Raw genomic sequence first — 21312 nt, 5'->3', positions numbered from 1 at the left:
CATGAGAGCTTGTGTGTTTTGCCAGGCGAGTGAGAGAGAAGAGATAGATGCCACGCAGGAATGACATCGCAAAGATTCTGGTAATCGGCTCCGGTCCGATTGTCATTGGCCAGTCGGCCGAGTTCGATTACAGCGGCACCCAGGCGTGTAAGGCGCTGAAGGCTGAAGGCTACGAGGTGGTGCTGGTCAACAGCAATCCAGCGTCCATCATGACGGACCCGGAGGTCGCAGACCGCACGTACGTCGAGCCTCTGACACCGAAGTACGTGGAGGAGATTCTCCGCGTAGAGAGTGAACTTCTTAAAGAGAGCGGTCGCTCCGGTGTCTTCGCGTTGCTGCCGACAGTCGGTGGCCAGACGGCGCTGAACCTCGCTGTCGATATGGCGGATGCGGGCACGCTCGACAAGTACAACGTGGAGTTGATCGGCGCGAAGCTGGACGCGATCAAGAAGGCCGAAGACCGTCTGTTGTTCAAGGACGCGATGAACAAGATCGGCCTCGACATGCCGCGTTCCGCCCTGGTGAACAACCTGCGTGACGGCCTGGACTTTACGCAGAAGATCGGTTTCCCCGCGGTTATTCGCCCCTCCTTCACGCTGGGCGGATCGGGCGGCGGTATCGCCTACAACCGTGAAGAGCTGACGGAGATTCTGTCGCGCGGTCTGGATCTTTCTCCCGTCGGCGAGTGCCTGCTGGAAGAGTCTGTACTCGGCTGGAAGGAGTATGAGCTTGAGGTTGTGCGTGATCTAGCGGACAACGTCATCATCATCTGTTCCATTGAAAACTTCGATCCCATGGGCGTTCACACGGGCGACTCCATCACCGTTGCGCCCGCGCAGACGCTGACCGATCGTGAGTACCAGTGCATGCGCGATGCGGCCATCCGTGTCATCCGTGAGATTGGTGTGGAGACCGGCGGCAGCAATGTGCAATTCGCCGTGAATCCTGCGAACGGCCGCATGACCGTCATCGAGATGAACCCGCGCGTGTCGCGTTCGTCCGCGCTGGCTTCAAAGGCGACGGGCTTCCCGATCGCAAAGATCGCGGCTCGCCTGGCGGTTGGCTACACGCTGGATGAGTTACAGAACGACATCACGAAGGCGACGCCGGCCTGCTTTGAGCCGACAATCGACTACGTCGTCGTAAAGATTCCGAAGTGGCAGTTCGAGAAGTTTCCGGGCGCCGATGAGTCGCTTGGACCGCAGATGAAGTCGGTCGGCGAAGTGATGGCTATCGGCCGGACCTTCAAAGAAGCGATGATGAAAGCCGTCCGCTCCCTAGAGACGGGCAAGAAAGCATCGGCTGCGGACATCGAGCCGCGCCGCCTGACGCAGCGTCTGGTCACTGCGCATCCTGAGCGGTTGACCTACGTGCGTTACGCCTTTGAGCGGGGCATGACGGTGCGCGAAGTTGCGCGCCTGACCGGCATGGATCCCTGGTTCCTCTTCCAGGTGAAGCAGATCGTCGATGAGATCAAGTCGACCGCTGGCAACAGCATCGACACCATCACGGAAGACGAGCTGCGCACGGTCAAGCGCATGGGCGTCAGCGATGACATCCTTGCGGCATCGTGGGGTCTTGAAGGGAAGGACGCTGCAGCACCGGTGCGTGCATTGCGCGAGAAGATGGGCGTCATGCCCGTCTACAAGCTGGTGGACACATGCGCGGCCGAGTTCGAGAGCTACACGCCCTACCTGTACTCCAGCTACGACGAAGAGGATGAGGCGGCACCGACGGATCGCAAGAAGATCATAATCCTGGGCAGCGGACCGAACCGCATTGGCCAGGGCATTGAGTTTGATTACTGCTGCTGCCACGCGGCGTTCGCGTTGCGCGAGGATGGCTACGAGACCATCATGGTCAACTGCAATCCGGAGACAGTTTCGACCGACTATGACACCAGCGATCGTCTCTACTTTGAGCCGCTGACCTTCGAAGACGTTCTTGCGGTCTACAAGCATGAGGCTTCGGGTGGTGCAGACATCGGCATGATCGTGCAGTTCGGTGGTCAGACGCCGCTGAACCTGTCGCTGCCGCTGAAGGCGGCGGGAGTGCCCATCATCGGAACCTCGCCCGAATCAATTGAGCTTGCAGAAGATCGCAAGCGCTTCCAGAAGCTGATCGAAGACCTGAAGATCCCGCAGCCTGCGGGCGTGCTCGCAACCAGCGTCGCTGAAGCTCTTGCCGGCGCGAACAAGATCACCTATCCGGTTCTCGTGCGGCCCAGCTTCGTGTTGGGTGGACGCGCGATGGTCATCGCGTATGACGATGCAGCGATCGTGCAATACATGAACACGGCGATCGAGTATTCGCAGGAGCGGCCAGTGCTGATCGACCACTTCCTCGAAGACGCGACCGAGGTCGATGTCGACGCCCTCTGCGATGGCAAGGATGTCATCATCGCGGGCATCATGCAGCACATCGAGGAGGCCGGCATTCACTCGGGCGATTCGTCCTGTGTACTGCCGGCGGTTGATTTGACGGAAGACGTTCTCAATCAGATCCGTCGCTATACGCGGCAGCTTGCGCTGGCGCTGAACGTGATCGGCCTGTGCAACATCCAGTTCGCCATCCAGCGTGGCATCGTCTACGTCATCGAAGTGAATCCGCGTGCTTCGCGCACGGTGCCCTACGTGTCTAAGGCGACGGGCGTCCCGCTGGCGAAGATTGCATCGCGCCTGATGACGGGCCGCACGTTGAAGGAACTGCTGCCGGCGGAACTCGCAAGCGGCAAGGACCTAGGCACAGGCGACCACTACTTCGTGAAGTCGCCGGTCTTCCCGTGGGGTAAGTTCCAGGGTGTCGATCCTGTTCTCGGACCGGAGATGCGCTCGACGGGTGAAGTCATGGGTGTTGCCGAGACCTTCGGCGAGGCCTTCGCCAAGGCGCAGATCGCTGCGGGACAGAACCTGCCGACAAAGGGCACAGTCTTCCTGAGCGTGAACGATCACGACAAGGAAACGCTTGTGCCTCTGGCGAAGCAGTTTGTCGAGATGGGCTTCCACCTGGTCGCAACGCACGGCACTGCCGATGTGTTGTCGACGGCGGGCCTGCAGGTCGAGCGTGTGCATAAGGTGAAGGAAGGCCGGCCTAACGTGGTCGACTTCATCAAGGGCGAACGCATTCAACTGATCGTGAACACGCCGCGCGGACAGGATACGTTCTTCGACGAAAAGGCGATTCGCCGGGCCGCAGTGCTGGCCCGCATCCCGACGATCACCACGGTCGCAGCAGCGCGCGCTGCTGCCGAGGGTATCGCGTCACTGCAGGGCGGAAGCGTCACGGTTTACAACCTGCAGGAGCTGCATGCGTCACGAGAGACGGCGAAGGTCTAACTCGCTCGTCTCCTCAACACAACGAAAGGCCTCCGATTCGTCGGAGGCCTTTCGTGTTTCAAAGCGTTTGCATCAGTCCACGGCCGAGGTGGCAAGCCTCGCTCCGACGGAATAGCCGATAATCGAGAGTGGAATCCAGGCTCCGATGAGCACGCCGTCACCGCCCAGCATGCCGCTGTTGTGTGTGATGGAAAAGAAGGTTCGGTAAAGCCGCTCGATGAGGGTGCAGTGCTCGCAAAGACCGGGACCAGTCGGCAGATCAAGTACATAGACGCAGACGACGCCGAAGAAGAGTGCGCCGGAGATCCACACATAGCCTGCGATGCCGTCGGGATGTGTCCGCATAATGCCGTACGCTGCAAGCCCTGGAATCACGAAAGCGAGAATGGTGCACAGCATCTTCGGTGTCGCAGCATCCGGATCTACGTGTGCGCCCCAGAAGCCGGCCAGGATCGCGATGAGGACGACAACCGCAAGCAACGAGTGCAGAGCAAACCATCCAGCCTCCCGCAAGAGGTCGTTGGTGGTTTTATTGCCCCGGATTTCTACGGATTCCATCGCCTCTTACGTTAGCTGCTTCCCGGGCGCTTGCAAAGCGGAAACCGTAGTTGCGGAAGCGGTAACCGCGCCGTCACCACGACGCTCCCGCAACAGTGGCGATACCATGGGAGTATGTTGCTCGATGGAATTCATGTACCGCTGACGACGCCGTTTTACCCGGATGGCAGGCTGAACCTGCGCAAGCTGGAACACAATGTGCGGCGGCTGTCGCTGACCCCGGTGAGCGGCCTCTGCGCGCTTGGCAGCACGGGCGAGTCCGCATCATTGACCGACGAAGAACGCGCCCAGGTGTTGCGAACTGTTGGCGCCGAGGCTGCGAAAGAGAAAGTGTTGCTTGCCGGTATCGGGCTGCCCAGCGTTTTCGCATCGTTGGCGCTGGCGAAGGTCGCGGCAGAAGCTCGTTTCGATGCGGTGTTGGTGGAGGCGCCGATCGAGTATCGCAACCTGTTGTGGGAAGATGGCGAAGCGACGACGGCACTGTTCACCTACTTTGAAGCCATCGCGGATGCATCGCAATTGCCGGTGATCCTGGTGTCTGATCCAGCGCGGGTGGTGCTGCCGTCCGCTGCGATTGAACGTCTGAGCGGACATCCAAATGTCATTGGCTTGTTGGACTACTCGGCACACGTCAGCCGCGTCGTGCAGGTGCGTGAGTTGACCGCAAAGGTATCCCGCGCGGTAACCACCACCATCACCTTCACAGCTGCGACCGCTCGCATGTTGCATGTGCCGGAAGCTGCAGCAGCGGTCGGCGGCAGCTTTGTCAGCGCCGCTTCCTTGAGCGGTGCAACGGCAGGCGAAGCGGCCGTTGCGACAGCACCACCAGTGGCCGCGTTGAAGACACGTACAAAGCAGGTCGGATTCCAGGTGCTGTGGGGTGTGGCCGCAGGCGCCACCGAGGCTCTACATGCCGGTGCAGGCGGGCTGTTGATGCCAATCGCATCGGCTGTGCCGCAAGCTGCGTTTGAGGTGTGGGCTGCTTGGAAGGACGGCGACGCTTCCTTGATGAAGGAGAAACAGGGAAGGCTGGCAGTAGCGGAGCAGGGAATCGCGCCGTGGGATACGCCTGCAATCAAGGCGGGCAGTGAACTGTCAGGTTATTTTGGTGGCCGCCCAAGACTTCCGCTGCTGCCCGTCACAGGCGACCGCGCGGCGCAGATTGCAAACCTGCTGCGAGGCATGCGCTCCTAACGGGGCGGCACGGGCCTAGCGATTACGCGGGACGACCGTGATGCCGAGCGCGTTGAGCTTGCTGCGCGCAGCCACGGCCTCTTGCGAGTTGGGATAGCGCTGGATAAGGGACCGTAGTTCGCGCGCACCCGCGTCGGTCTGCTTCAGGGCCAGCAGCGACTCGCCCTTGCGTAATTGCGAGACAGGGATTTTCTGATTGCCAGGATACTGCTCAATCACCTTGTCGTAGTTCTTCGATGCGGGTGCGAAGCGGCCTGCTTTGTAGTCGATCTCGCCCAGATAGAAATACGAATTCCCAGCGAGGTTTGAGTCGGGATAGAACTTGATGACGTCGGCGAATTCAGCCGACGCCAACGAGTACTTCGCCCCGTTAAAGTCAGTGAACGCGGTCAGGTAGAGGTCTTCGACTGGTGGCGCTGAAGACTTCGTGGGCAGACCAGCGCTGGCTGATGGCACTGTATTGACGGGCGGCAAGAGCTTGGAAGTCTTGCCGGTCGGCGCGGGCATCGACGAGATGGGCGCCGGAGAATCCATGGGCGCGGGAGCCACCGGTGCGGATGAACCGCCACCATTGTCCGTTCGCGCGCCCATCGACTGCTGCGTGCTTTGTACGTCGGCGATGGCGCGGTCGATCTTGGCGAGGCGTGCCTTCAACTCATCCACAGAGTCGTTGATCGACTGCATCTGTCCGCTGACCGTCTCCAGGCTTTTTCCGGAGGCCTCTGACTGCGCATGCATCTGCCGTTGCAGCGTATCCAGGGCGAGCGCCATCTTGTTGACAGAGTCGGTGGTCTGCTGCACCAGATCCTTCATGACGCCCATGCGTTCATCGTTGGACTGCTGCAGGCGAGCCACGGCATCCTGCAACTGCTGGATCTGCGTCTGCAGTTGAATCATGTCCTTGTTGACGGCAAAGGCCGGCACGGGAGCAGAGAGCAAAACGGCGGCGACGGCGAGTGTAGCGGGCGCGAGGCGAAGGAAGCGGCGCATTGATGTCCCTCAAAACGAAGGCTGCGGCAGGCTCGCGCTTGCCGCAGGAAAAGGTTAAGAAAGTGAACGATGCCTGCGCTCGGCCCTGTTGTCAGAGCCGAACACAAGACATGTCTTTAGCGGTCGATGTTGAACTGCGCGCGGCGGTTCTGCTGCCAGCAGCTTTCATTCTGCTCGGTGCAGAACTGCTTTTCCTTACCAAACGAGATCACTCGGATGCGGTTGGTCGCAATGCCGGCGTTGACCAGTGCGGTCTTCGCTGCATTGGCGCGGTTCTCGCCCAGAGCCAGGTTGTACTCGGCCGATCCACGCTCATCGCAGTAACCGCCGATGGTGATCTTGATAGCCGGGTGCTGCGACAGGTAGCTGGCAGCCTGCGTTGCATTGGTCTGAGCATCTGCGCGCAGGTCGTAGCTGTCGTAGTCGAAGAAGACATCCTGCACCGCGGCATGGAAGGCGGCGTCGGAGCCAAGGTCATTCTGCGTGCCGAGATCAGCAGTCGGAGGCGCAGGGACACGGACGGTCACGCGAACGTTGGCTTCCGCAACACCGCCATCACCCTTCGCAACCAGGTGAAAGTTGGTGGAGTTCGATGGCGTGACATTCTGCGTGCCGCTAAGATTGACCGGACCGATGCCGTCGATGGTCACCGACGTTGCGCCAGTGGTGCGCCAGTTCAGCACGACGGACTGGCCGAGATCGATCGCCGAGGGATCGGCTGTGAGCACAGCGGTGGGCGCGATGGCGGTATCGACCGCAGCGGGTGCCGTGTAGGGTGGCGGTGCGCTTACCTTCTTGTGGCAGCCGGACAGCAGGACCATGGACGCGGCAGCGATCGTGAGCAGCGTATTGGTCCGCAGTTTGTGCAGTGTCATTCGTTTCTCCTTGCGGCCGGTGACGCCCGCTTGCGTGTAATCAAAAAAAAGTTACCGGAAGCTCCAGTTTGGCATGTCACTGCCGGTCCCTGCGAGTTTATGTTTTCCGGTGCCGTCGGCGAGCATCGTCCAGACCTCGGCACGCGCGCCAGAACCGACTGCGAAGACGATATGGCGGCCGTCCGGAGACCACGACGGGAAGTCGCAGCGACCGATGCCGTTGGTCAACTGAATCCACTTCTTGCTGGCCACGTCCATCAGGTAAATATCCTGACCGCCTGGCGCACCTGGACCGTACTTCCGGTCCCATGCAAAGGCGAGGAACTGGCCGTTAGGCGACCATGAGACGGATGTTGCATAGCCAGTGTCCGTCATGCGTTGAACGCCGGCGCCATCCGTGTCCATGATATAGACCTGCGGCAAGCCGGTGCGACCGCTTATCCACGCGAGTTGCGATCCAGTCTTCGGATTCCAAGTGGGCGAAACGTCCGGACCACGCGAGTTCGTGATGCGCCGCGCGCTGTTTCCGCTGCCGTCAGAGACGTAAATCTCCGGATCGCCTGAGCGTGAGGAAGAGTAAGCCAGTTGACCGTTGGCAGACCAGGCCGGCGACAGGTTCGTGCCGCTGCTGTCCGGGAAGGACACCATGCGGTTCAGCAGGAGCGAGAAAACTCGGATCTGAAAACCGTACTTGCCCAGCGAAGAAAAGGCTACGCGCGAGTTGTCCGGAGAGACGCGGGGCGAGATAGAGATTGTTCCCAGGTTCGTCACGGCGTGCGCGTTCGCACCGTCGTAATCCATGGCCCAGATCTCTTTGCTGCCGCCACCTGCATGCACATAGTAGATCTTGCTTTCGGCGATGCCGGGAATGCCGCCACCAAGGCGGAGGATGATCTCGTCAGCCAGCTTGTGAGCGATGGTACGCGCGCCGTTCTCGTCCGCGGCTTCGGTGTACTGCTTGCCGAGCACCTGTGGGAATTGCGCGTTGTGCGTGTCGTCGACATAGGCGCTCACGACGGCGCGGCCTGCGTTGATGCTGAAGGAACCGAAGGCGACGAAGGCGGCGTTGGTTGTGCCACCACCCCAGTCAGCGAGACGAATCTCGGCAGGTGCGCCGGGAGTCGCCTGCGGCTGCATGCTCTTCGAAACAAGATCGAAGACGCCGGCGTTGCCAAGGTCGCTGTAGAGAACGGTATCGAAGGTACGCTTCAGAGCTGCGGCGTCAGGCGTTCCTCCGCGAAAGTCAGCGGCGGCGATGCGGACGCGGTCGGCTCCGGTGTTGGTCCCAGTAAATACGTTGTCCTGCGCGTGCAGTTGCGGGGCAATGCAGCCGGCCAAGGCAAGCGACAGAAGCGCGCGACGAAGAGATTGCTGTATGCGGATCGTCATCGTTCTCTATGGTAGACGCACGCGTTTCCTATCGGCTGGTACAGGTGCCAGATTGGGTACGGTAAATCGCGCACTATCTACTGCTTGGGATCGAAATAATACTGAACGTTGATGTACTGGCCGTTATATCCATCGGGTAGCGGGCCAAAGGTGTCGATGCGCTGCAAAGCACGCAGAGCGCTCGCGTCCAGGGTGGCATCTCCGCTCGGCTTGGCAATCTGGATTTGCGATGGCGTGCCGTCTCGCTCGACGCGGAAACTGATGTAGACGCGGTGCCCGGGGGCACCGCTGTCCAGCGTTTGCGTAAACCACTGCTGCGCGACTTTCTGCGTCAGTGCGCGCACATAATATGCATAGCGCTGGCCGAAGGCCGAGTCCGCAACGTTCGTAGACGAGGTACCTGCGCGATTCTCAACGGCAGTCATGGCGACTCGCAGGCCGGCCGTCTCGCCTGTGGCGGCCTTATCAGGCTGCGGCTTTGCCGGTTGCGGGTGCTCCGGTGGCTTTGGCGAAGGTGCTTCCGCGGTCTTGGGAGGCTGCTTCTTGTCCGGCTGCTTCACGACGATGGGGATGTCGGTCGGCTTTGGCGGAGGCTCCGCAGCGGCCTTTGGAGGAGGCGGCACAGGGCTCGGGGATTCTGAGGCCAGCACGTTGTCGGTGGTCGGCTGCACCTTGGGCGGCAGCGGTACAGAGCTGACCATGGTCGCTTGCACGGCACCCGTGACATCAGCCTTGTCGCCCCAGGCATCACCAGTCTTATGGAAGACGTAGGCCGAGCCGATGATGCCGCCGATGATGATTCCATGCAGCGCCAGCGCGACCACGAAGTTCTGCTTCGTGGTGCGACCGGTTCGGGTTGGCTCCTGCACTGCCGGCATTGCTTACTTCTCGAAGGGCCTGGTGACGATGCTGATGTTGGTGATGCCCGCCTGCTTCACGGCGTCCATCACAGAGGCAAAGGCGCCGAAGGGAACCTTCTGATCTGCCCGCAGGTAGATCACCTTCTTGGACGGATCACCCTTGGAACGGAGCAGCCTGGGCAGTTCGGCGATGTTGACCGGCTTGTCCTGCAGATAAACGCGTCGCTCGTGGTCGATGGAGACAACCGTGCGCTCTTCCGTGAGCTGATTTACGGTACGCGTCTGAGGCACTGCGACCTCGATGCCCGACTGCAGCACAGGTGCGGTCAGCATGAAGATGAGCAGCAGAACGAGGACCACGTCGACCAGCGGCGTGATGTTGATCTCAGCGAGCGAGGACTGCGTCCGTCGAGTGGAGAAGGCCATGGTGTCGATCTCCTAAGGGCTTAGTTGGTCTGCATGGCGCGACGGCGCGGGTCTTCAGCGGGTGGCGGCTGCGGCGCACCTGCTGCTGCATTCTCGAGTGCGTTCAGCAGTTCACGGCTGAAGTCGTCCATGCGGGCGGCAAATTCCTTGGTGCTGGCCGAGAGCTGGTTGTACCCGACGACGGCGGGGATTGCGACGACAAGGCCGGCCGCGGTTGTGATCAGCGCTTCACTGATGCCGGGCGCGACGGCGCGGAGAGTCGCGGCGCCCTGCGTGCCGAGGCCGTGGAATGCATCGACGATACCCATCACGGTGCCGAGCAGTCCGATGAATGGCGCGACGGCAGCAATGGTCGCGAGCCATGTCAACTGGGTCTCCAGCTCGGAGAGTGCTTCGCTGGAGGCAATCTGCGCGGCGCGCTCAATCGTGATGGGGTTGCGCGGAAGGCCACGACCGCCCGTTTGGCGCTGGTACTCATCGACGATTTCCGTGAAGACAGAAACTAGAGGTGATGGTTTGTAACTGTCCGACACCGTTGCGATCTCGCTGAGTCGCGTCGACTTGCGAAAGGCACGTAGAAAGGCCTGGCTCTTCGCGCGGGCACGGCGGAAGGCGCCGGCTTTCGTCAGAATAATCGTCCACGAAAAGATCGACATCGCCAGCAGCAAGAGCAACACCGCAAGAGCGACGGGGCCGCTGTTGTGCAGCATCTCCATTAAGGCAGAGGAGTTGGCCGCAGCGGGTGGCGCGGTGGCGGCGGAGACAGGAACATCGTCTTGCAACAGGAGCGCGAGGAGAATAGCCATACCTTGTGAAAGTGTAGCGGCTCGCGGCGAATGGGGTTGATCTACGTACCTCCGAAGATTCCGGCCACGAGATCCGGGCGAGTGGCCGTGTACTTATTTTGACAATGCTGTTCCGGCAAAACCGCACCTTTCCTGTGGTGCTCCATGCTATTCTCTGCGCGAAGGTAGGGCGAAAATGCTGTTGGAGCTTCGAGCCGAAAACTACGCCGTCATCGACCACGCCGTCGCAACCTTTGGTGCTGGCCTGAACCTTCTTACGGGTGAGACGGGCGCGGGTAAATCGATCCTTGTCGACGCGCTCGCGCTGCTGATGGGCGGTCGCGCTGCCAGTGATGTGGTGCGGCATGGTGCAGAAAAAGCCGTGGTTTCCTGCGTCTTTGAAGCGACGCCGGGTGCTGAGGCGATCCTTGAGGCCAACGGTATCGATGTTGAAGGCACGGAGATCCTATTGCGCCGCGAGGTCAATATCAGCGGTAAGGGCCGTGTCTTTCTGAACAATCAGCCTGCGACGGTTGGTGTTTTGCGGCAGTTGGCACCGGAACTTGCGCTGGTGCATGCCCAGTCCGAAACCACGAATTCCTTTGATCAAACGCAGCAGCGTGGCCTGCTGGACCGTTATGCCGGCATCCAGACGGCGCTGCTGCCGGGCCGTGAGTTGTCGGGCGAATTACGGACCCGTTTGATGACGCGCAAGGGCCTTGATCCCGCGCGGGCAGGCGAAAATATCCGCACTGCATACACCATGTGGCGCGAGGCTATGGAAGAACTGAATCGTCTCAGTGGAGAAGAGCAGGAGCGGCTCCGTAACGCCGACCTTTGGAGCTTCCAACGCACCGAGATCGCCGAGGCAGAGATCCTCTCCGCGGAAGAAGACGAGCAGCTCGAGAGCGAGAAGCGTGTCCTGGCGAACGCTGAAAAGCTCTACACGGCTTCCATGAGCGCACACGAGGTTTTGTACGAGAACGAAGGTTCTGCCGAGAGCACGCTGGCCGCTGCGCAGAAGCATCTGGAAGAGCTTGCGCGCTTTGACAGCAGCTTTACCGAAGCAGCGACGCAGATCGCCAACGCTCGTGCGACTGTGGCGGACATCAGCGCGACCTCCCGTCATTACGCAGAGAACATCAATGCCTCGCCCGAACGCCTGTCGGCGATTGAGGATCGGCTGGCCGCGCTGGATCGTCTGAAGCGTAAGTATGGCCGCACCCTGGCCGAGGTCATCGCCTATGGCGAGGATGTGACCACCAAGCTTCAGGAGATCGAGAATCGCGATGTCCTGATCGCGGAAGCGAAGCAGACCCTTGCAGAGATGGAACATATCTATACGTGCGTCGCCAGCGACCTGACAGAGACGCGGACCACGGCTGCCCGCAGCCTGGAAAAGCTCGCGGAGCAGCAGATTAATGACCTTGCGATGAAGGTGCAGTTCCGTGTCGAGGTTGCTCCGCAGAAGGAGCAGAGCTTCTGGACTGCAGTGGGCTGGGACCACGTGGAATGCCTGATCGCGACGAATGCCGGCGAACCCCTGAAGCCGCTGGAAGAGATTGCGAGCGGTGGCGAGATGAGCCGCGTGATGCTGGCGCTGAAAGTTTCGGTTGAAGAGGGCGGAGCAGACCGTACGCGCCGCCGGATCCCGCTGCCGCGCACGCTGGTCTTCGATGAAATCGATATCGGTATCGGCGGGAGGGCGGCAGAGGCTGTCGGGCAGAAGCTGAAGGCGCTCGCGAGCCATCAACAGGTTCTGTGCGTCACGCATCTCCCGCAGATCGCTGCATTTGCGAATCAGCATTTCCTTGTCGAGAAGTCTGAGCGTGACGGCCGTACCCGCACCCAGATCCGGCAGATGAAGGAAGAGGAGCGGACGAGCGAGATAGCGCGCATGATCAGTGGCGCCACCGTGACGGAGACGAGTTTGCGTCACGCTGAGCAGATGTTGAAGGCTAGTAAATAGTCGCTGCTTAGGACTGGGCGAGGTCTATACTTCCTGCCAGTAAGTCAAGCGGAGGCCCCAAATGTCTCACGATCCAAAGAAATGCGCCCATCTGCCTTGCACCTGTACGGTTACGGAAGGCAAATTCTGCTCGGATCTGTGCAAGGACGCGGCTGCCGCCGCCCCGAACACGCTGAGTTGTCATTGCACTCACACGGGCTGCGGCGGACATCTCTAGGTCTGCCTTGGGTGCGTGCGCCATATTGCGTCACCGCCGCGCTCAAGAGTTTCATGCCTTTGCACCAGCGACGGTTCAATTCGGACCACTCGCTGTTTACTTCGCGGTATACTTTCAAGGTGAGCACCCTTACCCTCGACCCGCCCATCTCCGCCGAAAATGACAGCGCAAAAACAGAAGCGCGTTCTGCTGCTGAAGCCCCGTGGTTTCTGCGCCGGTGTAGTGCGCGCGGTCGACATCGTCAAGATTGCGCTGGACACCTTCGGCGCGCCGATCTACGTGCGCAAAGAGATCGTGCACAACAGCTACGTGGTCGATGACCTGCGCCAGAAGGGGGCGATCTTCGTCAACGAACTGGACGAGGTGCCTGAGGGCAAGCGCGTGATCTATTCCGCGCACGGCGTCTCGCCGGCTGTTCGTGAGCGCGCGAAGGAACGCGGACTTAAAGTGATCGACGCGACCTGCCCACTTGTTACCAAGGTGCACGTCGAGGCGATCAAGTTTGCCAAGCAGGGCTACTCGCTGGTGCTGGTCGGACATCGCGATCACGAAGAAGTCGAGGGCACGCAGGGCGAGGCTCCGGATGTGACCCAGGTGGTTTCAACCGTTGAAGAGGTTGATCAGCTTGTCGTGCCCGATCCAGAACGCGTTGCGTATCTCACGCAGACCACGTTGTCGCTGGACGAAGCGAAGTACATGATCGAGGCGCTGAAGAAGAAGTTCCCGAAGATCGTGGGACCGCATGCGCAGGACATCTGCTACGCCACCGAGAACCGCCAGACTGCCGTTAAGAATGTGGCGCATGGTGCCGATCTGGTTCTCGTCGTCGGATCGCGGAACAGTTCCAACTCGAACCGCCTGGTTGAGGTCTCGATGAATATCGGGACCACGTCCTACCTGATCGACAGCGCCAAGGACATCCAGCCCGAGTGGCTGGAGGGCAGAGGGCGCGTGGCGATCACGGCCGGTGCGTCTGCGCCTGAGGTCTTGGTGCAGGAAGTTGTGGCCTATCTGCAAGGCAAGGGATATGGTGATGTCGATGAGGTTGAGGTGATGCCGGAGAACGTCCGTTTCGGCCTTCCGCCTGAGATCGTGCAGGCCATCGCATCCGCGCCGGGAGCGCAGACTGTTCGCGCTTAGTATTTCTCTGGCATTTGCTACCGAAACGCGGTATCAATTGCGTTTTACGCCGTATTTGCAGCATCCACGAAGGTTCGCAGGCTGCACCGCATCTGCCGAAGGATTCGTCTAATCAGAATGCAGGAAAATGACTTGAGATCGGGCACGCCAGCGGCAACCACCGCATCCGCGAGCCCCGCACAGCCGCGCTTTGGTCGTCTTGACCTTGGCCTGGACAGAGTGCGTGCAGCCGTGTCAACGGCGAAGGAGTGGCTGCTGGGCCAGCAGCACGCAGATGGCTACTGGTGCGGCGAACTGGAAGCCGACGTGATGCTGGAGGCGGATTACATCTTCCTGCACACGCTGCTGGGCACGGGCGATCCCGGCAAGATGCAGCGTGCAATGAATGAAATTCTGCGTCACCAGAACGACGATGGCGGATGGAGTCTGTACCCTGGCGGACCATCGAACATTAACTACGGCGTGAAGGCCTACCACGCGCTGAAGCTGATGGGCTGGTCGCAGGATGATCCTATCCTCGTCAAGGCACGCGAGTGGGTGCTGGCGAACGGCGGTGTCGTGGAGTGCAACACCTTCACGAAGATCTATCTATGCGCGTTTGGACAGTACGATTACGACGCCGTACCGGCGATTCCGCCCGAGATCGTTCTTGCGCCGAACTGGTTCTACTTCAACATCTACGAGATCTCATCGTGGTCCCGCGGCATCCTGGTGCCGCTGTCGATCATGTACGCGAAGAAACCGTTGAAGTTGCTGCCGGCAGAGCAGGGCATCGACGAACTCTTCGTTGGCGGTCGCGCGAACTCCGATCTGCATCTGCGCTGGGACAAGAAGATCGTCTCGTGGCGTAACTTCTTCCTCTTCCTGGATCGCATGGTGCATTGGGCCGAGCGGATTCATATCCGCCCACTGCGGAAGGTTGCGCTGAAGAAGGCCGAGGAGTGGATGCTGGAGCGCTTTGAGGGTTCCGACGGTCTGGGAGCGATCTATCCTGCCATGCTGAATGCCATCGTTGCTCTGCGGCATCTCGGATACTCACTCGATGATCCGCAGATGATTCGCGCGATGGACGAATTTGAGAAGCTGGGGATCGATTGCCCGGAGGGAACGCCGGAGTATCCGGTGCCGACCTTCCGCATGCAGCCATGCCTTTCGCCCGTATGGGATACGGCCCAGGTCGTCTCCTCATTGGGTGAGGCAGGTCTGTCCTCGACAGACCCGCGCATGATCAAGGCGGCCGATTGGCTGCTGAGCAAAGAGAACCGCCACAAGGGTGATTGGGCTCAGAAGGTCAAGAACGTCGAGCCGGGCGGCTGGGCATTCTTCTTCAACAATATTCATTACCCCGATGTCGACGACACGGGCGAGGTCCTGCTGGCTCTGAAGATGGTGGACCATCCGCAGGAAGCTCGTCAGCATGATGCCGCAGAGCGAGCCATCAACTGGGTCTTCGGCATGCAGTGCCGCAACGGCGGCTGGGCCTCGTTTGATCGTGACAACACGAAGATGATCTTCCAGTACATCCCGTTCGCCGATCACAACGCGATGCTGGATCCGCCGACAGTGGACATTACCGGCCGCATTCTGGAAACGTTGGCAGCCTATGGCTACACGCGCCGTGACAAGCGTGTGGAAGCAGCGGTCCAGTTCATCCTGCGTGAGCAGGAGTCCGATGGTTCGTGGTTTGGGCGCTGGGGTGTGAACTATTTGTATGGCACGTTCCTTGTGCTGCGTGGCCTGGAAGCCATCGGGTTCGATACGAATGAGCCTCAGGTTCAGCAGTCGGTGGAATGGGTGCGGTCCGTGCAGAACAACGACGGCGGATGGGGCGAGACGTGCGGCACCTACGATAACCCGGGTTCGCGGGGCGTAGGTCCTTCCACGCCTTCACAGACCGCTTGGGCTCTACTGGCCTTGCTGGCTGGTGGCGATACGCGTTCCGACTCGGTTGCAAAGGGTGTGCGCTGGCTGGTGGATCACCAGGCGGAAGACGGTTCATGGAGTGAGCTTGTGCCGGGACGAAACGGCGAAAGCTACTACACAGGTACCGGATTCCCGCGGGTGTTCTATCTGGGATACCACCTGTACAAACAGTATTTCCCGTTGCTGGCGCTGACGACCTACGATAAGTGCATGTCACGCAGTGACGCTTAGAAGTTTTGATTTTCACTCGCTGCGCATTTGCGTGGCATGCGTGTAAAGCACGCTGGAGGTAGCGCGAATGGCAGTACCAGTTTCGCAAGCTTGGACCGTAGCAACCTACGTCTTGAAGCAGAAGTTGATGGGTAAGAAGCGGTATCCGCTGGTGTTAATGCTGGAGCCGTTGTTCCGCTGCAACCTGGCATGCGCCGGCTGCGGCAAGATCCAGTACCCGGCCCATATCCTGAAGGCTGAGCTGTCGCCCGAAGACTGCTTCAAAGCAGTGGAAGAGTGCGGCACACCGATGGTTGCCATTCCCGGCGGCGAGCCGCTGCTGCACCCGCGCATGCCGGAGATTGTCGCCGGCCTGGTCGCTCGCAAGAAGTACGTGTACATGTGCACGAACGCCTTGCTGCTGAAGGAAAAGCTGCACCTGTTCAAGCCTTCGAAGTACCTGTCGTTCTCAGTACACGTGGACGGTGAGCGCGAGCATCATGACTTTGGTGTCTGCCGCGAGGGCGGTTACGACATCGCCATGGAAGGCGTTCACGCTGCCGTGGCTGCAGGTTTCCGTGTCACGACAAACACGACGCTCTTCGATGGTGCCGACCCGAATTCGGTTCGCCGCCACTTCGACCAGCTGATGGAAGCCGGCGTTGAGAGCATGATGGTTTCGCCCGGCTACACGTACGACAAGGCTCCTGACCAGAAGCACTTCCTGGGCCGCGCCCGCTCGAAGAAGCTCTTCCGCGCGCTGCTGTCGAACCGGAAGAAGACCTGGCGCTTCAATGCTTCGCCCATGTTCATGGAATTCCTGATGGGCAAGAAGGAACTGACGTGCACGCCCTGGGGCATGCCGACCTATTCCATCTTCGGCTGGCAGAAGCCTTGCTACCTGCTGCAGGATGGCTATGCTGACTCGTTCGCCGAACTGATGCAGTCGGTGGAGTGGGCGAACTACGGCACGGAGAGCGGTAACCCGCGTTGCGCGAATTGCATGGTGCACTCGGGCTATGAGGCCAGCGGTGTGAACTACACCTTCGGCTCGGTCAAGGGCTTGCTGCAGACCGCGAAGGCGATCTTCTTCAACACCTACAAGGACGATGGCGCGAATAAGATTCTGAATGACTGGCGCCCAACAAACCACGGCCAACTGGTGCAGATCGGTTCGCCGATTCTGTCGGCTGAAGCAGAGCGCGTGAACCACGCGGAATCCCTGGTGGCAGGAGACTAACGATGGCGACTGACCAGCAGGAACACCTCAAGATCGAAGAGCTGCAAGAGGCATCGCCCGACCAGCTGGAAGTAATGGCGGGCCGCGAGCGCGAGAATCTGGAAGGATGGATTCCAGAGCTCGCGACCGAAGCGGAAGTGAAGGACGTGCTTGAAAAGGCGTTCGACTACCGCGGCGATGTGACGCTCACTTTGAAGTCCGGCGAAGTTGTCGAGGGCTACGTCTACGATCGCCGTCAGGGCAAGACGCTGCTGGATTCCATGGTGCGTGTGATGCCGTCGAAGGGCGAAGACCGTTCGCGTCGCAGCATTCCGTACGCGGAGATCGCTGCGGTCAACTTCAGCGGCCGCGACACCGCCGCAGGTAAGACCTTTGACGCCTGGGTCAAGAAGTACTGGGAGAAGAAGGCAGCCGGCGAGAAGAACATCCAGATCGAGCCGGAGAAGCTCGATTAGTTCGGCTACCTAACCATTCATGCGGGTTTTTCTTACTGGAGCAACGGGGTTCGTCGGTAGTCATGTGGCTGGCGCCTACGCTGCGGCGGGTGCCGAGCTGCGCCTGCTCACACGCTCCTCGAGTAATCTTGCTTCGCTTGAGGGGATCGCGGGCGAGACGGTCGTTGGCGATCTGCGCGATGTGTCCTCGTTACGCTCAGCGCTGACAGGCTGCGATGCGTTGGTGCATGTCGCTGCGGACTATCGACTGTGGGTGCCCGATCCTGCGGACATGTACAAGGCCAACGTTGACGGCACGCGTGAACTGTTGAAGCTGGCGCGTGAGGTGGGCGTGCCGCGCGTGGTGTACACGTCGAGCGTGGCGACCATGGGCTTTACCAAGTCAAACATCATCGTCGACGAGACGACTCCAGTGAGCGAAGCCGACATGATCGGCCACTACAAGCGTTCGAAGTGGCTTGCGGAGCAGGAGGCGATTGCAGCCGCGCGGGCTGGGCAGCACGTCATGATCCTAAATCCCACGACGCCAATTGGTGCTCAGGATCGCAAGCCAACGCCGACTGGCCGCATCGTCGTTGACTTCTTGAACAAGAACTTTCCGGCTTACGTGGACACCGGCCTGAACCTGGTGGATGTCGCCGAGATTGCGCGCATGCACGTCGTTGCACTGGATCGTGGCACACCGGGTGAGCGTTACATCCTGGGTGGCGAGAACCTGACGCTGAAGCAGATTCTCGATCGCATGGCCGCCATGAGTGGTCTGCCATCGCCGAAGCATAAGGTGCCGCACGGCGTTGCGATGGCCTTCGCTTTCTTCGACGAGACGATCACGGGCAAGCTCCGGGGTAAGGAGCCACGGGCAACCGTTGAGGCCGTGCGTATGGGGCGCAAGATGATGTTCGCGGCTTCGACGAAGGCGGAGAGAGAATTGGGCTTCGAGGTGAAGCCGGTGGATATGGCATTGCGTTCGGCGATGGAGTGGTTCGTTGCGAATGGCTATGCGCCGGCATACAAGGCACGCGCATGATGAACGATGCGATCGTGATCATCGCCGCTATGCCTGGCGAACTGAAGCCGCTGGTCCGTAGTTGGGCTGCGCTTGAGACCAAGGACGGCGTCGACGGGTGGCAGCATCCTAATGGGCCGATCATGGCCTTTGCGGGCGGTATGGGAGCGAACGCGGCGCTGCGTTCATTTGCGCGAGCGCGCCAGGTGTGCGAACCGATGCAGTTACTGTCCGTTGGCTGGGCGGGTGCTCTGCGCGAAGAACTGGCGCCGGGTTCGATCGTGCGTGCCAGCATGGTGCGCGATCTGAATACGGGTGAGATGCTGCCGGCCAATGGCCCTGGCGGACTGTTGCTGACATCAACGCGCGTTGCTGTGCGTGAAGAGAAGCATCGCCTGGCGGGTACTTATGACGGGGCGGTTGCGGTGGATATGGAAGCTTCCACGGTGGCACGTTTGGCTATGGCGAACGGTTTGGGCTTCCGCGCCATCAAGGCCATCAGCGATACCCTGGATGAAGAGCTGCCGGATATGAATCCGTTCGTGACCGCAGCAGGGCAGTTCGCGACGGCGCGCTTCATCGCACATGTTGCGACGAAGCCGCAGTGCTGGAGTTCGCTTGCGCAGTTTGGCAAGCAGGCAAAGCTGGCAGCGGTGAATCTGTGCGCAGCCATTGCCGATGACATTGGAATTGAGAGACCGCGATGAGTGTTGCAGTGACTCGTGAAGAAACGACCTTGCCAACGGAGCAGCGCGCTGCTGTGTACCGTGCTGTGAATGATGTTCGTGTGGAGACGGTTGTCGTGCCGACGATCGGCGCTGGCGAAGTGTTGATGAAGATCGATACCTGCGGCATCTGCGGGACGGATCTGAAGAAGATCCACACGGGATCGCACTCGGCGCCGCGGATCTTTGGCCATGAGATGGCTGGAACCATCGTGCAGGTGGGCGAGGGAGTTAAGGGCTTTGCGGTTGGCGACCGCGTGATGAGCTTTCACCATATTCCCTGCGGCGAGTGCTACTACTGCCGCAAGCAGACCTTTGCGCAGTGCGAGACGTACAAGAAGGTTGGCGCTACGGCTGGCTTTGGCGAGCCATCGGGCGGTGGGTTTGCGGAGTATATCCGCGTGATGGACTGGATCGTTCGCAGGGGATTAATTAAGCTTCCTAACGATATTCCGTTTGAGCAGGCTGCATGGATCGAGCCGGTCAACACCTGCTACAAGGCCATTGAGCTTCTTGACCTGAAGGATGATGAGACTGTTCTTGTCATCGGTCAGGGACCCATTGGCATCCTGCTGGCTGCTCTTGCCAAGCGCAAGACGCCGCATGTGCTGACGAGCGATCTCTACGCGGAGCGTCATGCGGTGGCTGCGGGGTACGGACTCGATCATCCGCTGGATGCGAACGCCGACGTCGTTGCGGAGTGCAAGCGTGTGACCGAGGGGCGTGGCGCGGATGTTGCTCTGCTTGCCGTGGGCGCGAACAGCCTGATCACCCTGGCGATGAATGCGATTCGGCCCGGTGGCCGTGTCTGCCTCTTTGCGCAGACGCAGCATGGCGAAGCTCCCTTCGATCCGGCCGCTGTCTGCATGGATGAGAAGACGTTGATGGGGTCGTACTCATCTTCCGTTGCCATCCAGGATGAGGCGATTGAGCTCGTGTTCAGCGGTTATCGCGACGGCACATTCGATCTTACGAAGCTGATCTCGCACCGCTTCTCACTTGAGGACGCTGTGAAAGGGATCGACCTGGCATCGCATCCTGTTGCCGACTCCATGAAGATCGTCATTCAGCCGTAGACTCCAGACATCATGCGCGGCCTTCTGCTCTACAACCCGCAGGCTGGCCGCAACCGCAGTGCCCGTGAGGCCACGGTGCAGCAGATTGCTTCGTTGCTGCGCGGGCATGGATACGAGCTTACGGTGACAGCGACCACGCATCGCGGCAGTGCCGGGGACCAGGCGCGCTCGGCGATTGCGGAGCGTGCGGAGGTCATCTTTGCCTGCGGCGGCGACGGTACCGTTCACGACGTGTTGCAGGGCATCGTCGGTACTTCAGCGAAGCTCGCGATCATCCCGCTGGGCAGTGCGAATGCGTTGTGCCGCGAGCTATCCATTCCGTTGAATCCGCTGCGAGCGGCCGCTGCCTATGCCGCGAGGCGCGAGCGCCGTGTAGCCGTTGGTCAGTGTGTGACAACGAGCGGCGAACGCTACTTCTTGACGATGGCCGGTAGTGGGCCCGACGGTGCCTTGATGTACCGAATGCTGACGATCAATCGAAGCTTCGTAGGGCGGTGGGCCTACCTTTGGCATGCTCTGCGCCTGTTGCTGCGTGGGGGCTTCCGTCCGTTTCGCGTGCAATGGAAGGGTGCGGATGGCACGGAGGGGACGGCGGAGGCAGTGAGTGCGATGGCACTGCGCATCGGGGATCTCGGCGGCATCTTTCCGGGTGTGGCACGCGGCGCCACGTTCAATGACGAGAGCATGCGACTGGTGCTCGTCAAAGCGCCGGCACTGCTTGCTATGCCGCTTTGGTTTCTGTCCTCATGGTTGCGGCTGGAGCGCTGGAACCCGCTGCTCAGCCGACACGATGTGGTCTCATTCACGTGTGACGGAGCGGTTGGCAGAACTCACGTGCAGGCGGACGGTGAGTGGGTCGGGTGCCTGCCGGCAATGATCCAACTCCGTTCATCGCGGACGATTACCTTGCTACTGCCCACGACGCTCTAAGCGTCGCCG

The 21312-nt window shown here is 60.4% G+C and carries 18 protein-coding genes; 11 read left to right on the top strand and 7 right to left on the bottom strand.

Going from position 1 to position 21312, the window contains the following annotated elements; translation table 11 throughout:
- The first annotated feature begins 47 nt into the window (after window positions 1-47).
- On the top strand, window positions 48-3335 hold the full coding sequence (gene carB / locus TERRO_RS09795) for a carbamoyl-phosphate synthase large subunit (RefSeq protein ID WP_014785842.1): 3288 nt from the start codon (window positions 48-50) through the stop codon (window positions 3333-3335).
- Between the two features lie 72 nt (window positions 3336-3407).
- Here carB and TERRO_RS09790 read toward each other — a convergent pair whose 3' ends face one another.
- Entirely contained in the window at window positions 3408-3893 is a 486-nt protein-coding gene (locus TERRO_RS09790) for a hypothetical protein (RefSeq protein WP_014785841.1), read from the bottom strand.
- 114 nt (window positions 3894-4007) lie between these two features.
- Between TERRO_RS09790 and TERRO_RS09785 the strand changes: the two genes are divergently transcribed.
- Window positions 4008-5087, top strand: a complete 1080-nt coding sequence (locus tag TERRO_RS09785; RefSeq protein WP_014785840.1) for a dihydrodipicolinate synthase family protein — start codon at window positions 4008-4010, stop codon at window positions 5085-5087.
- Window positions 5088-5102: 15 nt separating this feature from the next.
- Here TERRO_RS09785 and TERRO_RS09780 read toward each other — a convergent pair whose 3' ends face one another.
- The 6 genes from TERRO_RS09780 to TERRO_RS09755 form a co-directional block, all read right to left on the bottom strand.
- The gene (locus TERRO_RS09780; protein WP_014785839.1) at window positions 5103-6077 is read right to left on the bottom strand and encodes a tetratricopeptide repeat protein; all 975 of its coding nucleotides are present in this window, start codon (window positions 6075-6077) and stop codon (window positions 5103-5105) included.
- A 116-nt stretch (window positions 6078-6193) separates the two neighbouring features.
- Entirely contained in the window at window positions 6194-6952 is a 759-nt protein-coding gene (locus tag TERRO_RS09775; protein ID WP_014785838.1) for an OmpA family protein, read from the bottom strand.
- Between the two features lie 51 nt (window positions 6953-7003).
- Window positions 7004-8341, bottom strand: coding sequence for a PD40 domain-containing protein (locus tag TERRO_RS09770; protein WP_014785837.1), 1338 nt, complete (start codon window positions 8339-8341; stop codon window positions 7004-7006).
- Between the two features lie 77 nt (window positions 8342-8418).
- The gene (locus tag TERRO_RS09765) at window positions 8419-9219 is read right to left on the bottom strand and encodes a TonB family protein (protein ID WP_014785836.1); all 801 of its coding nucleotides are present in this window, start codon (window positions 9217-9219) and stop codon (window positions 8419-8421) included.
- Window positions 9220-9222: 3 nt separating this feature from the next.
- Entirely contained in the window at window positions 9223-9627 is a 405-nt protein-coding gene (locus TERRO_RS09760) for an ExbD/TolR family protein (RefSeq protein ID WP_014785835.1), read from the bottom strand.
- Between the two features lie 20 nt (window positions 9628-9647).
- Window positions 9648-10433, bottom strand: a complete 786-nt coding sequence (locus TERRO_RS09755) for a MotA/TolQ/ExbB proton channel family protein (protein WP_014785834.1) — start codon at window positions 10431-10433, stop codon at window positions 9648-9650.
- A 175-nt stretch (window positions 10434-10608) separates the two neighbouring features.
- Between TERRO_RS09755 and TERRO_RS09750 the strand changes: the two genes are divergently transcribed.
- From TERRO_RS09750 to TERRO_RS09710, 9 genes are all read left to right on the top strand, one after another.
- Window positions 10609-12381 carry a DNA repair protein RecN gene (locus TERRO_RS09750; RefSeq protein WP_014785833.1) on the top strand — a complete coding sequence of 591 codons (1773 nt, stop codon included), beginning with the start codon at window positions 10609-10611 and terminating at the stop codon, window positions 12379-12381.
- A 376-nt stretch (window positions 12382-12757) separates the two neighbouring features.
- Window positions 12758-13738, top strand: a complete 981-nt coding sequence (locus TERRO_RS09745) for a 4-hydroxy-3-methylbut-2-enyl diphosphate reductase (protein WP_014785832.1) — start codon at window positions 12758-12760, stop codon at window positions 13736-13738.
- A gap of 117 nt (window positions 13739-13855) precedes the next feature.
- Window positions 13856-15892, top strand: coding sequence for a squalene--hopene cyclase (gene shc, locus TERRO_RS09740; protein WP_014785831.1), 2037 nt, complete (start codon window positions 13856-13858; stop codon window positions 15890-15892).
- Window positions 15893-15959: 67 nt separating this feature from the next.
- Window positions 15960-17111 carry an adenosyl-hopene transferase HpnH gene (gene hpnH / locus TERRO_RS09735; protein ID WP_014785830.1) on the top strand — a complete coding sequence of 384 codons (1152 nt, stop codon included), beginning with the start codon at window positions 15960-15962 and terminating at the stop codon, window positions 17109-17111.
- Window positions 17112-17113: 2 nt separating this feature from the next.
- On the top strand, window positions 17114-17566 hold the full coding sequence (locus tag TERRO_RS09730; RefSeq protein ID WP_014785829.1) for a hypothetical protein: 453 nt from the start codon (window positions 17114-17116) through the stop codon (window positions 17564-17566).
- 19 nt (window positions 17567-17585) lie between these two features.
- Window positions 17586-18593 carry a hopanoid-associated sugar epimerase gene (gene hpnA, locus TERRO_RS09725; RefSeq protein ID WP_014785828.1) on the top strand — a complete coding sequence of 336 codons (1008 nt, stop codon included), beginning with the start codon at window positions 17586-17588 and terminating at the stop codon, window positions 18591-18593.
- Window positions 18590-19279: a phosphorylase family protein gene (locus TERRO_RS09720; protein ID WP_014785827.1), complete on the top strand. Its 690-nt coding sequence runs from the start codon at window positions 18590-18592 to the stop codon at window positions 19277-19279. Before hpnA ends, TERRO_RS09720 begins: the two co-directional genes overlap by 4 nt.
- Window positions 19276-20373, top strand: a complete 1098-nt coding sequence (locus TERRO_RS09715) for a zinc-dependent dehydrogenase (RefSeq protein ID WP_014785826.1) — start codon at window positions 19276-19278, stop codon at window positions 20371-20373. The genes TERRO_RS09720 and TERRO_RS09715 overlap by 4 nt, the downstream gene beginning before the upstream one ends.
- Window positions 20374-20385: 12 nt before the next feature.
- Entirely contained in the window at window positions 20386-21303 is a 918-nt protein-coding gene (locus TERRO_RS09710) for a diacylglycerol/lipid kinase family protein (protein ID WP_014785825.1), read from the top strand.
- The last annotated feature ends 9 nt before the right edge of the window (window positions 21304-21312 follow it).

The organism is Terriglobus roseus DSM 18391 (assembly GCF_000265425.1).
Taxonomy (GTDB): Bacteria; Acidobacteriota; Terriglobia; order Terriglobales; family Acidobacteriaceae; genus Terriglobus; species Terriglobus roseus.
This window is presented reverse-complemented; position numbering and strand designations above follow the sequence as displayed.

Coding starts and splice junctions, on each gene's coding strand:
- TERRO_RS09750 (WP_014785833.1), top strand. CDS start 10,609: ATGCTGTTGGAGCTTCGAGCCGAAAACTACGCCGTCATCGACCACGCC.
- TERRO_RS09770 (WP_014785837.1), bottom strand. CDS start 8,341: ATGACGATCCGCATACAGCAATCTCTTCGTCGCGCGCTTCTGTCGCTT.
- TERRO_RS09730 (WP_014785829.1), top strand. CDS start 17,114: ATGGCGACTGACCAGCAGGAACACCTCAAGATCGAAGAGCTGCAAGAG.
- TERRO_RS09755 (WP_014785834.1), bottom strand. CDS start 10,433: ATGGCTATTCTCCTCGCGCTCCTGTTGCAAGACGATGTTCCTGTCTCC.
- hpnH (WP_014785830.1), top strand. CDS start 15,960: ATGGCAGTACCAGTTTCGCAAGCTTGGACCGTAGCAACCTACGTCTTG.
- TERRO_RS09715 (WP_014785826.1), top strand. CDS start 19,276: ATGAGTGTTGCAGTGACTCGTGAAGAAACGACCTTGCCAACGGAGCAG.
- TERRO_RS09790 (WP_014785841.1), bottom strand. CDS start 3,893: ATGGAATCCGTAGAAATCCGGGGCAATAAAACCACCAACGACCTCTTG.
- hpnA (WP_014785828.1), top strand. CDS start 17,586: ATGCGGGTTTTTCTTACTGGAGCAACGGGGTTCGTCGGTAGTCATGTG.
- TERRO_RS09760 (WP_014785835.1), bottom strand. CDS start 9,627: ATGGCCTTCTCCACTCGACGGACGCAGTCCTCGCTCGCTGAGATCAAC.
- TERRO_RS09785 (WP_014785840.1), top strand. CDS start 4,008: ATGTTGCTCGATGGAATTCATGTACCGCTGACGACGCCGTTTTACCCG.
- carB (WP_014785842.1), top strand. CDS start 48: ATGCCACGCAGGAATGACATCGCAAAGATTCTGGTAATCGGCTCCGGT.
- TERRO_RS09775 (WP_014785838.1), bottom strand. CDS start 6,952: ATGACACTGCACAAACTGCGGACCAATACGCTGCTCACGATCGCTGCC.
- TERRO_RS09765 (WP_014785836.1), bottom strand. CDS start 9,219: ATGCCGGCAGTGCAGGAGCCAACCCGAACCGGTCGCACCACGAAGCAG.
- TERRO_RS09780 (WP_014785839.1), bottom strand. CDS start 6,077: ATGCGCCGCTTCCTTCGCCTCGCGCCCGCTACACTCGCCGTCGCCGCC.
- TERRO_RS09745 (WP_014785832.1), top strand. CDS start 12,758: ATGACAGCGCAAAAACAGAAGCGCGTTCTGCTGCTGAAGCCCCGTGGT.
- shc (WP_014785831.1), top strand. CDS start 13,856: ATGCAGGAAAATGACTTGAGATCGGGCACGCCAGCGGCAACCACCGCA.
- TERRO_RS09710 (WP_014785825.1), top strand. CDS start 20,386: ATGCGCGGCCTTCTGCTCTACAACCCGCAGGCTGGCCGCAACCGCAGT.
- TERRO_RS09720 (WP_014785827.1), top strand. CDS start 18,590: ATGATGAACGATGCGATCGTGATCATCGCCGCTATGCCTGGCGAACTG.